Below are 16,499 nucleotides of genomic sequence, written 5' to 3' on the forward strand. Positions count from 1 at the left end.
TGGCCCGCAAAATTATTTAGCCAGAAAGAATAACCAAAAACAATTCATAATAAAGCCATCATTTAAACACTTTGATTTTACCAAATCCAATCATTGTGTTATATTTTAAGCAATCAGGATTAATTTCTTTCTTTTTATTAAAATTAGAGTCAAACTATGGCAAATAAAGACATCAAAACCCAATCCGGTGAGCATTCTGAAACAGTCAGCATCCAACAAGAAAGCCTCAAAGAAGCTTTGAACAATCTTTATGCTAAAGAGGAGATTGTACGCTATCACATTGAGGGTGAATCCCCTGAAATTAAAAAATACAATGAGCTTTTGACGGATTTATTCTGGCTGAATCAACGACGAGCCAACATCAAAAACCTTACCGGAGAACTGGCGTTTAATCCTTCCCTGCTTTCCAGCAACGAGCCTAAAGAAGCCAAATTGCGTAAAGCCAAAGTGGATTTGGTTAAAGGCACAGGATCTGATTTTGGCTTGCAAATCCAGCAACAGCAGCAACAGCAACAGCAGCAACAACAACAGCAACAGACCACTGTGGCAGTCAAAAGAAAGGCCAGAAAAACCAAACCGGAGGATACGGATGCTGATCTTTTAAATAAAGAAAGCGGCAAAGAAGGGATCTATCAGCAATATCTAACCAGAAGTAATCTGATTGAACATATGGCAGCTTTTAATGCCAAAAGCCACCCTGATAAAAGGCCTGATCTATATAAAATTTGGGATAACCTGGTAGGCCAGGGTGTAGAGCGTATTGTTGATCCCAGAAGAAGAATCCATGGCGTTACCCCTGAGGCCATGGAAAAAATTATAGGACAGTATCATGAGTTTTCTTACGGCCTGGTGCTTGATAATTTACCACCGGGATTTTATATCGAAAGACAGGAAAATGAGGAAGGCAACATTAACCAGGTTTTATGTTACAGCGATAAGCCTGAATACCAACATCAAGACAAAACGACCCCACTGACAATTCAGGTGACCGTCCCGCCTGAGCCGCCTCTTCCCACTTATGCGCAATTAGTTTTACTTAAGCTTCAGCAAACTGAGCCTCAGGCAAATGCCGATCGAATTTTAAGCGTAATGTCCGAAAAGGATAAGCAATTCAAATACCCGGACAAAAAGCAATTGAATCTTTTGTTTGATCAAAAAGCAAAACCTGAGCAGAAAAAAGCTGCTTTCTGGCATTTCTATGCGGATTTGAATTCCACTGTCAGCAATGAAGAGGTTGATAATTTAAAAAAACAATGCGAAACGCTTGGTTTTGAAAAAAACCATTACCAAGGCCTGGCCGGCATTTTACTGAATCAAGGCGATGCGGGAGTAAAACAATTTTTGAATCAATTGGCAGGGCTTGAGTCAAAAGGCCTCTACAAAGAATTTAAGCGCATTTTTCTGGACCATACCGGCAATTATCAACAATTCATGAGCAAGGAAGGCCAGGAAAACCTCGAAAAATTCGCAAAGCTCGCCAGTGAAGAGAAGGTATGGTGGGAAGCTTTAGTCAAACAGCACCACGCCGCGGGCAATCGGGTTGATTTTAATGAATTATTTAATGCCTATCAGTATTTTCTGCAGGAAACAAAAAGCCTCGGAATAACGAGGTTAACCAATTCCTGCCCTTTAACCGATATAGGGCATATGAAAACAGCGCTCGACCGCTGCTTATACATTTTAAAAAATGCAGCTGACCCAAAAGAGCAGATGGCTTACCTGCATGCCCTCGATTTCGGACCCCATGGCGCCTATATGGCCAGCCGTTATGATAATTACGCCATCGTATCAAGCCAGATGGCATTAAGCCCACTGTCCGGGAGGCTCCCGCCTTATCAATTCCCTGAGAAAATTAAAGTTTCGGCTGATTTGGGGAAAGCCCCGCAAATCGGTTACTCAAAGTCCGTATTGACCTCAAATGCAGAAGCCGAGCTATTGGACCCTAATGATCCTAAAAATGCCAAAATATATGAGCAATTTCGAGATAAGAACATTCTAAGAAGTAAAGGACTTCAGGATTATAACTATGCAAGCGAGTTTAGAGTATACCGCTGCCCGTTCCTTGCCGGAACCCCTTATTTAAGGATTGGCCACAGGCAAATTGAAACTCAACATCCAGACTCCAAACAAAAAATACTGGCTCATGAGGAAGAATATCAGTTTTTCGAACCAGGCCGCCTCCCGCCTGCAACCTGGGGAGGTGTTACTTTAAATACCAAAGAATCTATTACCCTTGACCCCCACAAGGAAGACCCGCGCTTTCTCGATTATACCCCCCCTGCTCGTGACCAACTTTTTTATCTCGCTTCGAAATTATCTTATGAGGATATGGTTAAAAATTACTATCGCTTTGTCGGTAAACAGGAAGGTTCCTATCCTCTGGAAATTTATCAGGAAATTGAGAACTTGATTAAAAATGATAAAACCCTGACAGATGAGGATAGATGCAGGTTCCTGAGCGTTTGCGCTTTGGTGACCACCAATGATTCTCTCTCCGACAACCCAGCTCTTGAGGCCAAAGCGCTGCTTGAATCGCTTAAAAATATACAAAATCATGGCGGGGATCTGCTTGCCTATCTCGAAGATATCATCATGCCTCAGGGCCAGGAGCAACAATTTTCGCTCGGGGAATTGAAAAATATTGCTGATTTTATTGCTGCCGGGATAAAGAACGTTGAGCCTTCTGAAGCTTCAAATATAATAGGTAATTCCGTAATACAATTGATGAATTTATACGGAAATTTCCCTGGGAATAAAGAGTCTATCGGCATCATCCTTGACAACATCAAGAAGCAACAGGAGCGTAACCCTGCATTATCAATTGCGGATTATTTAGAGGTACATGCAAAAACAGCCATAGCTATACGCTATGGCTTCGACAACCGAAAAGAAGCGATTGATTTTTGCACCTTATTGTCTTCATTGGACCTGGAGCTTGATTCTAAAACAAAAGACACGACTTCTGTTATATACCTGGGCCTGGAACTGGATGAAAATTTCAGGAAATTAGAGTCCGAGGAAAGATCGCTTCTTGTCTCTCTCTTTAAAGAAATCAATATCGAAGAATCAAATAAATTGCTGTCTATCCCGCAGGTTCAGCAATTAATAGACGATATCAACGATAACAAAATTGTTATAAAAAAACCAATCAATGACGAAAGCCGCGAGGCTTTGCTGGAAACGCTGCGTAACCGCTTTGCCCCGGATACTGTCTTTGGTAAAGAGGAAGTGCAGCCCCATGATTCCCTGCAGGAGATAGTCAAAGTCCTCCAGGGCGCTGTACAAGGATTTGATTTAAAACCATCAGAACTGGTTAAAAACTCGCTTGGCGATAAAGAAAGCCCAATTGTGAAAGGCGTCTCAGACGTTCTTGGTCAGTTTGGTTTACCTGGTTTTTTAAGTAGTCAGTTAAAAAACATAGCACAGCAAGTAGTCAATAACTTAAAGGAGGCCGTTCAACCATCTGTTGAAACAATGGAAGAAATTCTGGCTCATTTGCAGGAAAAGAATCCAAAGATTGAAAAATTGATGGACCAGTATGACCGGCTTGAGAAACAATTATTTGAAGTACTTGATAAGCCGCTTTATTCATTCGGCATAAAAATAACTATTAATGGATTAATTAATAACAAACTGACAGGAGAAAGCTTAAAGAAATTACTGATTCAATATGGCGGTGATGATGTCGAGAAATATTATGATCAGGTCTTAAAAGAAAAATCTCTCCTGTTTCTTGTAGAAAAACCGCTCCAGGATAATTACCAGGGCAGATTGACTCACGCCCTGAACTCCTTACGTACAGGCAAGGACTCTTTTAATCAGTATCTCACCGATTATCTTGGCAAACTGGAATTAAAGCATCCCTTGAAAGAGTCTCTTGGGGAATATAATAAACGGTTTAATAGCGCATATGGCTTCATGAATGAGCTCATCAAGATAAAAAACCGCAGCGCAAAAGATTATGCCCAAGTGATTAACCTTTTATCTGAGAACGATAATTCCCGCACCAAACTGGTGCCATTAGATAAGCTTGGCAAATTGCTGGCAGCACTGAATCAACAAAATAAAGTTCCGATCGCGCATCAACTAACCATTGTTTTTGACGCTTTAAATGAAGTGGATGTTAAGAACATAGGACCCAAGCGTTTCAATGAAGTGATTGAACAGCTGACAGAACTGGCAAAACATAAAGACAGCTTAACCCCTGATGCCTATAAAATGTTGCTGAACCTCTCGTTTAGATATAATGTGAGCAACCAAACAGGGGTTTTCCCCATTGAGGAAATCGCGCAATTTAAAGCGATTAAATCCCTACCTGAGGATAAATCGCAAGCGCTCTTTGATAACTTAATGGGCGTTTTGAACCAGGTCAAATCCAGTACCAGCACTGACAAAGAGCTATCCCTGATGCTGCAAGGCATCACCACCGCCATTAAAGCCAATGTAAGCCAACATCCTCAAATTGCCGATTTGATCATTAACCTGCTAAAAGATTGCAAAGGGTCAGAGGAAGAATTAAAAGCCGTTCACTCATTATTAAGCAAAATACCGGACGAAAATAAAGCTTTGTGGTTTACGGTAATGACCGGAGTAAAAGAGTGCCCTGTGAGCAAGCTCATCCAATTAGAGCAAGGTTTAAGCGAGCAGAAAGAGCTGTTACCTGAAGTTGCTTCTTTATTCCAGTATCCCCCTTATCCGTCTGCAGACGCATTGATAGATAATTTGGCAAAAGGAAAAGAAGTAACAAGGCAATTCGTTAATCATTTTGATAAAGACCCGTTAGGAGGCCGCAAGGAAGAAGGCTCTCTTGACAAGCAATTTGCAACAGACCGTGTCCTCCCGGTCGTTACAGAAATCAAACAAATGCTTGAGGGCACAGCATTAAGTTCAGACGAACAATGCAAATTGGCCGAACAACTCGTCTATGTCAATGCCATTGGCAAAGATTATCCAATTCAGATAGGCAATAAAACCTGCCAAAATTTAACTGAAGCTTCCCGCGCTGAATTACGTCAATTTTCTGATTTTCTGATTCAATCATTACGTTCGCCGAATAAACTTCACGGCAAGGATTTTGAACAGAATCAGTTAAAACTCATTGCCGTTATGCGGGAAATGTATTTTCGCAGTACAGGTAAATTCCCCCGCACCACGCAAGTTCTCGCCATGATAATGTCAGTCAATGAAATCGATGACAATATCCTGATGCAAATTAACACAGGTGAAGGCAAGGGGATTACGACTGCCCTGCTTGCGGCCTTGCAATGGGTTAACGGTGGCACAGTGGATGTCTGCACGGCAAACCGAGGCTTGGTTGAACAGGATTATTACGGCAAAGGAAATGTGAATTTCTTTGATTCATTGGGTATTGCCTCATCGGTCGTTTATGCCGATTCGGAATATGGCACTTATAAGCCTGGCGGCATTAATTATACGACGGTCGCTGACTTGTCTTTATACCGCGCGCGGGCAAATTTGGAAAATGAACCCTTAAATATCGTAGATGGCAAAGAAGTCCACAATGATGTGGTACTTGATGAGTCTGATTATATTATTTTAGATGACCGCACCTTGTTTAATTATGCCATAGGCGCTGTAGGCGGCGGTGACAGCACTAAAAATCCCTATGCCTGGATTTACCCGCATATCAATGAATTTATTAATTCACAAGCATTCAAAAATTTGGAAGGTAAAGATGTCTGGACCCGCGAAGAGGATATCCAAAACCTGAAAATTTATCTCGATGAAAAAGCCGACACTTTAGAAAAGAAAACCCAGTTAAGTAACCTCACCGATAAGAAATTTGATAACTGGCTGAATGCGGCCTGTGCAGCGCAACAACTGTCACTCGGCAAAAATTTTATTATTGGAAAAGAAAAACGAATTATCGATGATCTCGAGCGCGACGTGTCAGTTGCCGTTCCTTTAATCAATAATATTCCCCAACAAGGCGCATCCTTTAGCGATGGCGTGCAACAATTCTTGCAAGCGCGACTGCAAAAAGAAAATCCAAATACTATATTCCCGATTGATGCGGAAATGTTGTTTGTTTCTACTGAATCCTGTAAGAATTTTATTGACCACTATCATCGCTCCGGTCGAATTGTGACCATGACAGGTACTGGAGGCACTAAAGAAGAATTAACCGAGCAGCGCTTTAAATTTGGCATTAAAGCATTCAGTATCCCGCCCTATGATGCCAATAAACGTTATGAATATGAGCCTCAGGTAAAAAAATCGGTTGATGCGCAAGTTCAGGCAATTAAGTCCGCAATCAGTGAAGTGACGAATTTAGATGCGGAACTCAGTACTCAACCCATACTCCTCATTACGAAAGACATTAATCAACTGCGTGAGATGCAAAACAGGATGCAGGATTTATCTCCGCCCTTTACCATCAATGTGGTAACTGGCGAGGAAACTACAGAAAAGCGTGAAGATCTAGTGAAGGCTGCAGGGAATCCAAATACAATCACCATCTCTACTTCTTTGCTTGGCCGAGGTACTGACTTCAGCCCCAAGCATCCAGACGGGCTCTTTGTTATCCAGACTTATTTGGATAAAGACCGGGATACGCAACAAATTGTAGGTCGCTGTGCCCGTAATGGGCAACTGGGTAAGTATCGCGCCATTTATGAGGAAAACGGGTTGCTGCGCGAATATCAAGCCAGTTCATTAACCAAGATGAGTAAAGAAGAGCGCATGGCAGCAATTAAAGGCATGCAGCGGCAGATGAATCAGGATGGGGCTATTGAACGTCATTACCTGCAGGAAGTCGATGCCATCAAACAGGTATTGTTGAAACAATTTGATCATTGGTACCATCTGATTCAAAATGAGTTCTCCCCTCAGGAAATGCCGCCTGACATTAGGCAAAATTTACTATCGCGTCGTGAAGAATTAATCAATGGCTTGGGCGATCAATGGAAGCTTCGCCTTGAGGCTTCCGATAAGGAAAAGAAATACCCCAATCCCTATATTCGCCGTGATGCAAAAGGTCAATTAATCACCCAAGATTTAGATACAGCAGTAAAAGAATTTGAACATGATGCCGTTGAATTTTGGAGCGACATTAAGAGCAAGCTTTTGGAAATTACCAGGGACAATTTAAAAAAAGAAATCAATCAGTTTCGCGCCCAATACTTGCATGACGTTGATATTTCTGCTGAATTAAAAGCCCATCATCTCAATATGCGGCAGGAAAGAAAAGACATTGAGAAAGACAAAAAAACATCTGTACAAAATGTAAAACATGCGTTGGATACAGACGGGATTTTTCTTGAAAGAACAGATGCAACAACACTGAACGAAGATCAAAGGAAAACCTTACAGGAACGGTCGAATCATTATCAATTGAATTTGATAAAAGACGAGTTCAACGAAGTTATCAATAAGTTACCTCTTAAACAAGCCGAACGGAATAAATTAGTCATAACATTTGATGAAAATGATGATTATCTTGCCAAGATAAAAAAAATCACTGCTGCTTTTGAAACATATCGAGGCATGTTCGCCAAAGACTTCAGCACTTCAGCTAAAATTCAAGCCGTTGCGATTCAATTTCTCGGTTTCTGTAAGAATTTAATTGACAAGACCCAATTACAACCGATGGAGCAGGACACCATTAAAAGCTCAATGGCTTTAGTGAACCCATATATTAAAGAAACAACAAATCAAATATGCAGCGATTTGGAACAAAGTTTATCCTGGGCCAAAAAAGAAAATCAAAGCTGGGATTATTGGCTGGAGCGCGGCGCTGTTAAAACCGCAGCAGCTGAAATTCTGAAAGCGACTGAGGCGCTTAAAAACGCAAAACCGGATGAGCAACAAGCAAGAATTAAAGACTTGTATAAGGTTTTACAAAAAGAACAAGTTAAATTAAATTCACTCTGGTGGTTTCCCTCTTTTGGCCATAAAGACACCAGAAAACTGATTGCAGAGAGCCTGAAAAAAATGAACTCCCTGCAAAAAACTGCCGCCATTGACCCGGCCTTCAGGTTGGCAGGGCGGGAAGAAGCAGTGCGCGAATTGTTTTTGGATAAATTCAACAGCTCCTTAAGGAAAATAACCCAAAAAGATTCCAGTCTTTTGGGCAATGAAGTGATGCGCATTATCAGCGAAAACAAAAGCCTGTATGTTGTCTACGAATTGCAGCATTGCATCAAGCGTTTTCAAGAACAGTACCCCAACAATAAGTCTTTGCAGGCCTTGCATAGGGATATAAGCAAAAACATTCACGAGATTGAGCAGAAACATCCTGATTTATTAAAGGAAAGCGGCTTTTTTGCAATGAAAGAAAAGCAATTACAAAAGCAGTTAAAAGCTTACCAGGGTGCGGCAATAGAAAACGTGAGCCTCGAACGAGGCCACAACGGTTTTGAGGGATTCTATCATTTAGTCATTAAAGGAACAGGTTTAAATGAGGCATTACTCGAAGGTTTTACACGCATAAATAACAATACACTGCAAAGGCTTGACGATCTTCTGAAAGAAATTAACAAACAAAGAGAAGAACTGGAAATAAAGAACAAAGAAATTCAAGAGATAAAACAAAATATTACAGAGATAATTCCAGGCGAGGGAAATATCAGTGCTTTAAGAGCCATTCATCTTTCCGAATCAACAAACATCAATCATGACATTCAAAACAAGATTAAGGAGTGTAACCAATATATCGAATTGATCAATCTTCAAGAGCCTTTAGCCAGGCAATCTTTCCCTGTAAATTTACCTGCAAAGGCAATTCAATTAAAAGAGCAATATGAAACACTTGAAACAATGAATTTTGCTGAAGTGACTCCTAAAAAAGCCCAGCAATTTTCAGGTTCAGTGCAGGAAAAAATTCATTCTATCGCCGAAGACAAGCAGAATCTGGAGCGTGAGCTTAAGCATCTTGGGGAACAAATCCATCTGTTAGAAACAAAACACAAGGAACTTCAGGAAACACAAAAACAAGAATCTAAAAAAACTGGCCTTTCATGGTTTTGGTCAGCAACTAAACAATTTATTAATGAGAAAGTTTTAGGTTCTGATACAGTAGAGTCTCTAACTCAAGAGATTGATGAACTTAAACAAAAACTCAAGAAAACCACAGAAGAATTAGAGATACTGGGTAAGGCGTTTAAAGATCAAAAACCACAGCTGCTGGATCAGATTAATCAAGAAATCAAGCAAGAAATAACAAATAAATTAGCCGACAAAGCCTCAGAAGTAAAAGAGGCGCTTTCTAAAGAAGAAAACAAAAACAATTCTTCCCTCTACACATTGAATAAAAAATCTGAATTTTTAGTCAATAAATTCGAGGCTGAAAAAGAAAAAACTGGCCTGGCCAGCAAAAAATTCAAAAGCATGGATGAGATTTTTGATTTTGAGGATAAAATTAGAAACGTACAAAAACCCAAACCGCAAAGAGAGCAAAAAAGTTCACTGCAAATAAACAAGCGACCAGAAGAGGTCGCGCTGCCTGAAAATACTAACCTCAATTTACATTAAATGCTGAATCCTGCTTTACTTGACAACCTGCGAATAGAAAATCCATACACGACAAAATTCTGCCATGTACAGAGCGCCTCCATTTGTTGAAAGAAAAAATAATTAAACGTCAAGACTGTTTTTTTAAAATTTCTCTGATAATATTTAACGGCTTGTCGTGTATCTGCCTTTTTGTAAGTTGTGGATATTTTTTTTACCCTCATGTTTATTTTTTAGGTTTTTTTTCAGAATATTAAAAAAACCTAATGAATACAATGACATAGCTAATAGTTTAATGCGTTTGCTTTCTGGTTTATCCACAAATTCTGTGGATAAGATTGTGGGTAGTCTAGTATAACGTATGGTAAATTTTCCCCCTTTTTTCTCATTCGCATGCGGGGGAAACCAAGAGAGGGTGCGATGCTCTAAAGTCATTTTTAAATTTCCAGCGCATGCGTATTAATCTAATGGCTATTATCTTTGAATCATATCAAAAGGAGAATTAAGACATGTTGGTTTGGATTGCTATCGCGCTTTTTATTACTGCCGCTCTTTTGGGTTTAAGAATATTACTTGCAATCCTTAAAGATAAACCGACCCCTAAGCCGTTTGTATTATCCCACGGACCTTTGGCGGCATTGGCTATCGTGCTGCTCATCATTGAAGTGGTTCGCGGCAATACGGATGGTTTGCTGATAACCAGTTTAATCATTTTTATTCTGGCAGCAATCGGCGGTTTTACTTTATATACATTAGACATGCTGAAAAAAGATATTCCCAAGCCCATCGCCATTGCCCATCCCATAGTTGCTGCCACAGGCCTGGCTGTTCTTATCTTTTATGCCTTGCAATAATAAGCAATCCTCACCCAGTGTAAATCTATTTTTTACCAGACGGCAGGTTCTGTATATTTTGTTCTAAGCAGAGAACAATTTAGTCAATTTGTTTGAAATAAAATCATTACATCGGTATACTATTCAATTTTTCTGACCAACAATTTGTTTAATAGTTGGTCATGTCAGACTTTATCAGAGGTTTTTCCATGACTTCCCAAAGCGAAACCGCTAAAAAATACTTATATGCAGGACATGAATATTATCAACAAGGGGAATATCAACTTGCCGAAAATCAATACAGCCTGGCAATTGATGAAGACCCAAATCATGCGGAGGCTTACTACAAACGTGCTTTTTGCCGCATCTGGCAGAAAAAATTTTCAGGCGTCAAGGAAGATGAAAATCAATTGATTCAATTAAAATCGGAATATATTAATAATCTAAGGCAGCTTTCTATCGCTTACCTGGCAGCCCTAGCAGCCCGGCTTTCCAACAATTATATGGCTGCTGAACAACATTTAACAACAATTCTTGGGCTGGATCCTGACAATGTGGGTTCTATTGCGAACCGAGCCGGATGCCGTTTAGCGCAAAAAAATTTCACAGGTTTTGAGGAAGACTGCATGCGGGTAATTAATCTAAATTGCCAAAACTCGCTTTATCAAAATGCGCTGAACATGCTTAGCCAATCCTGCACATACCTGCCAGAGAGCTTGCAGTGCACCAAAATTAAAATCATGGCTTTGATTCATTTTAAACTCAATCAACCCAGTGAAGAAAAAACCATTAAACGTTTGTTATCCGTTGTCAATGACAGCAAGGCAGTCGCGAAAGATGCCGTTGATATCTTTGCGTTTTTCTTGAAACATGGCTTAATGCAGGCCGCAAAGCAGGTCATGCATACCCTGGAGGTGAAAAAAGATGCGTTTTTTAGTCAGGATCCTGAACAGCAAGCCAGGTTCGCAAACCTAAAAGATCACTATTCAAGATTCACTTTTAAGTCCCCTCTTTATCAACAACAAGAAAAGCGCCATTATACAGATATCTGCATCATTGCCGAAAAAACTCAATTCGTGAAGCTAAGCTGATTATCGTCTGTACAACTACAAGTTAATGATAGATGCGAGAAAACAAGAATGTTGTCCGTTCCTTTTGTGATCTTCACTTTAGTGATACAGAAATAACACCAGATAAAAAAACCAGTGGTTATTTCCAATCATGATATCTAAACTAAAAAAAGATTTGGATTTCAGGCACTAAAAGGTGAAACCTGAAAAAAGACAGGAGTCAGCATGAATAACCACAGCTTTTTTACTCGCTCCATAGCAAGGCTTGAAAAAGCTGCGTCGTATATCAATATAGATAAAGATGCTTTAGAAAAACTAAAGCGCCCAAAAGCCAGTTTGCAAGTCAGCATTCCTATCAGAAAAGATGATGGGGAATTAAACATTTTTGATGGTTTTCGAGTCCAATATGAAAACGCAAGAGGGCCGGGAAAAGGCGGAATTCGTTACCATCCCTCCGTCAATATGGCTGAAATTCAGGCGCTTGCTTTGTTAATGACTTTAAAATGCGCTGTTGTGAATGTCCCATTTGGCGGCAGTAAAGGGGGAATTAATGTTTCAGCTAAAGAACTCAATCCCCGGGAACTGGAACGGCTGAGCCGAAAATACATTGAAATGATCGCCGATTTTATCGGACCTGAAAAGGACATTTTAGCGCCTGATCTTTATACCACGCCTAGAATTATGAGCTGGATGATGGATGAATATTCAACCATCGTGCGGCATTCATGCCCCAATATCGTTACTGGCAAGCCCATTGCCCTAAACGGCAGCGAGGGCCGCAGCACCGCTACCGGCAGAGGCGCTTATTACTGCATTAAGGAACTGGAAAAACAAAAAAAATGGTCGCCTGGGGAGATTGCCGTTGCGATACAGGGCTTTGGCAATGCCGCGCAACCCGTCGCTGAATTGTTATATGAAGACGGATATAAGATTGTAGCGGTTAGTGACTCAGGCGGCGGTGTATACAACTCAGACGGGATTGACATCAAGGACTTAATTCACAAGAAAAAGCAATTAGAATCCGTTCATGATGTGTACTGCAAAAAATCAGTCTGCGAATTGCACAATGCCTCAAGCATCAGCAATGAGGAATTGCTAACCCTGGATGTCGATATATTAATTCCTGCGGCAATTGAAGATCAAATCACTAAAAAGAATGCAAACGATATTCGGGCAAAAATCATCATCGAAATAGCAAACGGGCCAACCACCCTGGAAGCAGACGCTATCCTAAATTCCAGGAATATCCTGATTGTGCCAGATATTCTCGCCAACGCAGGAGGCGTTATTGCCAGTTATTTCGAATGGGCACAGAACAAATCAGGCTACTACTGGCAATTGGACACAGTGAATCATCGCTTAAACCATACCATCACTAAAGAATTCAATCATGTATATGATCTAATGAAGAAGCATAAAACAGATATGCGCAACGCAGCCCATATCCATGCTTTAAACCGTTATTATCAAGCCCTTGCCTGCGAAGATTCCTATCTGGATATTTCACCAAAAGATTAATTTTTAGCCTTGATTTAAATGACTCCGCTTCTTCCCTAATTTTGGATAATAATGGACAAAAGAATTAAAAATTGTTTTTTAACTGAAATTTTGGCATAATTTTTAACAAAATTATATATTGGGTGAACATCATGGCTAAAACAACTATTAAATCATCATCTCCAAAGAATCAATCGCCAAAAGAATCCACAGATGGCGAAATAGATAAAATTGAGAAAAGAAAAAGAAGAAATAGAATCACAGCTCAACAATCAAGAGATCGGAAAAAAGCGGAGCTTTTGCATCTTAAAGAACAAAATGAGCAAAAAGATATAATCATTCAGAATCTTCTGGCAGAAGTGGGAAGATTGTCGCAAGAAAACTGTATGTTAAAAGCAAAAGTTAGTGAGCTTAATTCTACATCAAATCAATCCCAACAATTCCAAACCACCCCCCAAAACACAAATCTTAGCCAATTCTCAATGTTTCAGCATTCCGTAAACCCGAAAGAAGAAGTGCTCATTGATCTGCTGACTGATGACGAAATGAAAGAGTTATTACAATATGCAGGTATTTCCGAGCCACCAAAACAAAACTAATTCAACTAATTCAATTCACCCCAGTGCTTTTCTTCCGCGCTTGCGGAAGAAAAGTTGGGGATGGGGATGCGCTCCTCGCTCTCTTTCAGAGCTCTCTAAAATAGAGCATTTTTTGTAAGAGTGGTTTGATCTTGCTCTGATTTGAGTTGTTTGTCCTGAAAAAATCCTAATCCCTTCTTATTCAAATAAACAATTCTCTTTTTACAGGCGCAAGAAGATTGCTGCTGGTGATTGATAAATTCATTAAGATAGCTGCAAACTGCTTCAAAACCTGCCTTTGAGGCCTTCCTTTGCGCGGATTTTAGGATCTCTATATCAAAACTCTCATGGTTTTTGCATAGATATTTAACAACATGCAAATGCCCTCTTTTTGCTGATAATAACAAGCCATTTTGAATTGAACCTTTACAGGGTTTATTGCTATCTAACGTCATTAAGAGAGTTATCGGGAAAAGCTGGCCAAGCGCGCATGCCCTTTCAAATATTTTTTCAATCGCCATCCTTGAAGGGCTATTTTTATTCAAATTCAAAAGAAGCGCCAGCTCCGTGTATTTTTTATTTTTTGCGGCAAGGTTTAAAAGCGATTCAATTTTACAGGCAATCAGATGACATTCTCGTAAATTGCCGATAAGCTTTACAGCATTATAATTTCCGGCACCAAAGGCATGCTCAAGACCCTTGATTAACACCGAATTACAGGGAGACAAAGTATTCAAATCAGCTAGAAACTGTAAAACTTCCAGCTGATTTTTTTCTGCGGCAGCCAGAAATGCTTTATCAATTATTTCCTGTTTCAACAGATCGCAATGTTTTTCATACATTTTTTTAAGAAAATTAGCTTGTCCGCAGGAGGCAGCTAAAATCATTACGGATTTAAATTTTTGCCTGTCAATGCGCTCAGGCTTGAAATTGATAAATAATTCTACCATTTGCCATTGTTTTTTGATGGCAGACAGCTCAAAAACATTACTCAGGCTTGTAGAAGAAATTTCGATTTTTTGATTGTTTAAAATCCATGCGACAAGACTTGTGTTATTTTCTTTCACTGCCGTAATAAATAAACTCGCAATTTTATTATCTAAAATGCCTTTCTCATGAGAATACTTTTCTTCCAATTTACCTATGATTTCACAGCGCGTCTTTTCATCATCAAGGCTTACTAAAATAGCAAACAAAATGCGTTCATACGCCGTTTCCTGATCTGTTTCGAGAGAAGGTTTCACCTCAAGCATATTGGTAAAACGATCGAGACGCCATGTTTCTCCTTGTTGAATCAATAAACATCGAGCAACATAACCCTGCAGCAAATACTTATCTTTAGGTATGTGATGAGAAAACCTGAATAAATTTTTTAAACATGAAACAGTATTTTTCGCCTTAACCCAGGCATCTTCAATGATATGATAATGTTGAATTAAAAAAGGATATTGGCTTGTTTGGCTGATTAAGCAATCATTAAAAGCGGTCTCTGCATCCTTGCATTTTTTTTCAATGACTTTAATTTTGCCTCTATATTTTTTCATGCATTTGTAGATAGCGTCATCATCCAACAATTGCGGCTGGGATATCAGGAGATCGAGAATATTTTCATAAATTAAATCAGCAATTTTTTGATTGCTTTTAGAAAATTCATCAAGCAGTGAAAGCAATGAAGGGAGAAGCTCATAATGCGAGCTCATTTCTTGGCTCATTTTCTGTAAATATTGCTGCACTTCGAGAAAGCCGATTTTATGACAAAGATCTTTTTTGTAAGGAATAAAATGAAGAATTTCCGGAACTTTGTTTTCTAATAATTTTTCAAACTGTTCGTCAGAAAGAAATCCACAAAAAATTGGAAGCAATTCAATGTGGCTTACAGCCAGTTTTCTAATAAGATGAACAAGCTCATCAACGGTTAGTTTTTCCCCAAAAATTTTCTTTAAAAAATTATTGCAAATTATATTTTTTTGTTGTGCATGGGATGCAATTGCAGCCACCAAAAAATCATTACCGAAGAGATGATATAAAGCATTAAAATTGTTAATACTGTATGAAAAGTCATAAACCGGTTTCTGCAAGGTTATTTCTTTTAAATTCTCTTCCCTCTCAAGAGAGCCAACCAACGAATATGCATTAAAGCCTTCCATGCCAGAGCTTATATCCTTTGCAATTTTTATAAGCTCTTTTCCTTCCGAATAGCAGCCCAAAAGTTCATAAAATCGTCTTAATTCGTTATGTTCCAAACCTATTTCCGGCAAGTTGTATAACAATAGATCATGAAGGATTCCAGATTCAATAAGCGCGTTGTTTTCTACCTTACGCTCTAAAAAATAAAGGGTGAACGCAGCATATTTCTCGATATTATCGATATATTGTTTGCAAAAAGGGACGATTCCCAAAGGATTCTTTTGCTCTTTTAAAAGAAGTTTAAGCTCGGTTAAATAGTAATGGGTTAAGGTCTCAGAAAATTTGAAAAAAATATTTTTAGCTAATTGACTGCTTTTATCTTGATATAATGATACGGCCTTTGCTTCGTTGTAGTTTAGATACGATAAAAATAATTTACAGGATTTCTCGTCATGGAACTTTGTTTGTGCCAGGCTTTTAATTGATGAAAAAAGAAAATCCAAACCTAACTCAACCTGGGTGCAACTGCCTTGCTTTTCCAGTTTTTCCAGAGAAAAATCAAGAAAGCGGATAAAGTCTTCTTGCTGGAGAATAGCGATTAAAAGTTCAGAGATTTCATTGATGTGATCGGAGGATATATATTTTGATGGCGCGTATTTTTGGGAACGGTATTTGTAAAGAAGTTGACGTAATACTGTCTCAGCTTGATTTTTTTCGTTTTGAACCTCCGAAAGCGATACTATTTCAGGGTGGATGTCTTTGTCGCCCTCACTCGTGCGCAACCAGGAAAATAATTCGTAGAGCATCATTATCGCTCACTTATAAAGCCCTGACATAATTTATTATTAAAAAAAGTTGGCTATAGAGTCAATCAATGTTCATGTTCTCTTAATGTTTTTTTTGTATAATCTTTTTTAAATCAT

7 protein-coding genes are annotated in these 16,499 nt (G+C 39.2%); 5 read left to right on the top strand and 2 right to left on the bottom strand.

The window, feature by feature from the left end; all coding sequences use genetic code 11:
- The first annotated feature begins 156 nt into the window (after nucleotides 1–156).
- Nucleotides 157–9,492 (top strand): hypothetical protein, encoded by a 9,336-nt coding sequence (locus tag Llon_RS05135; RefSeq protein WP_058528980.1) that lies wholly within the window; start codon nucleotides 157–159, stop codon nucleotides 9,490–9,492.
- Nucleotides 9,493–9,636: 144 nt separating this feature from the next.
- Here Llon_RS05135 and Llon_RS05140 read toward each other — a convergent pair whose 3' ends face one another.
- Nucleotides 9,637–9,906: a hypothetical protein gene (locus Llon_RS05140; protein ID WP_058528981.1), complete on the bottom strand. Its 270-nt coding sequence runs from the start codon at nucleotides 9,904–9,906 to the stop codon at nucleotides 9,637–9,639.
- A 74-nt stretch (nucleotides 9,907–9,980) separates the two neighbouring features.
- On the opposite strand from Llon_RS05140, the gene Llon_RS05145 reads away from it, so the two are divergent.
- The 4 genes from Llon_RS05145 to Llon_RS05160 all read left to right on the top strand — a co-directional run bounded on the left by Llon_RS05145 (nucleotide 9,981) and on the right by Llon_RS05160 (nucleotide 13,470).
- A complete protein-coding gene (locus tag Llon_RS05145; RefSeq protein ID WP_065238273.1) occupies nucleotides 9,981–10,325 on the top strand; it encodes a hypothetical protein in 345 nt (114 codons plus the stop codon).
- Nucleotides 10,326–10,513: 188 nt separating this feature from the next.
- On the top strand, nucleotides 10,514–11,395 hold the full coding sequence (locus tag Llon_RS05150) for a tetratricopeptide repeat protein (RefSeq protein ID WP_058528982.1): 882 nt from the start codon (nucleotides 10,514–10,516) through the stop codon (nucleotides 11,393–11,395).
- 204 nt (nucleotides 11,396–11,599) lie between these two features.
- Nucleotides 11,600–12,892: a Glu/Leu/Phe/Val family dehydrogenase gene (locus tag Llon_RS05155; protein ID WP_058528983.1), complete on the top strand. Its 1,293-nt coding sequence runs from the start codon at nucleotides 11,600–11,602 to the stop codon at nucleotides 12,890–12,892.
- Nucleotides 12,893–13,023: 131 nt separating this feature from the next.
- Nucleotides 13,024–13,470 (top strand): hypothetical protein, encoded by a 447-nt coding sequence (locus Llon_RS05160; RefSeq protein WP_058528984.1) that lies wholly within the window; start codon nucleotides 13,024–13,026, stop codon nucleotides 13,468–13,470.
- Between the two features lie 95 nt (nucleotides 13,471–13,565).
- Here Llon_RS05160 and Llon_RS05165 read toward each other — a convergent pair whose 3' ends face one another.
- Entirely contained in the window at nucleotides 13,566–16,385 is a 2,820-nt protein-coding gene (locus Llon_RS05165; RefSeq protein ID WP_058528985.1) for a hypothetical protein, read from the bottom strand.
- Nucleotides 16,386–16,499: the final 114 nt, after the last annotated feature.

Source organism: Legionella londiniensis (assembly GCF_001467825.1).
GTDB classification, from domain to species: Bacteria; Pseudomonadota; Gammaproteobacteria; order Legionellales; family Legionellaceae; genus Legionella_A; species Legionella_A londiniensis.

Coding starts and splice junctions, on each gene's coding strand:
- Llon_RS05135 (WP_058528980.1), top strand. CDS start 157: ATGGCAAATAAAGACATCAAAACCCAATCCGGTGAGCATTCTGAAACA.
- Llon_RS05140 (WP_058528981.1), bottom strand. CDS start 9,906: ATGACTTTAGAGCATCGCACCCTCTCTTGGTTTCCCCCGCATGCGAAT.
- Llon_RS05145 (WP_065238273.1), top strand. CDS start 9,981: ATGTTGGTTTGGATTGCTATCGCGCTTTTTATTACTGCCGCTCTTTTG.
- Llon_RS05150 (WP_058528982.1), top strand. CDS start 10,514: ATGACTTCCCAAAGCGAAACCGCTAAAAAATACTTATATGCAGGACAT.
- Llon_RS05155 (WP_058528983.1), top strand. CDS start 11,600: ATGAATAACCACAGCTTTTTTACTCGCTCCATAGCAAGGCTTGAAAAA.
- Llon_RS05160 (WP_058528984.1), top strand. CDS start 13,024: ATGGCTAAAACAACTATTAAATCATCATCTCCAAAGAATCAATCGCCA.
- Llon_RS05165 (WP_058528985.1), bottom strand. CDS start 16,385: ATGATGCTCTACGAATTATTTTCCTGGTTGCGCACGAGTGAGGGCGAC.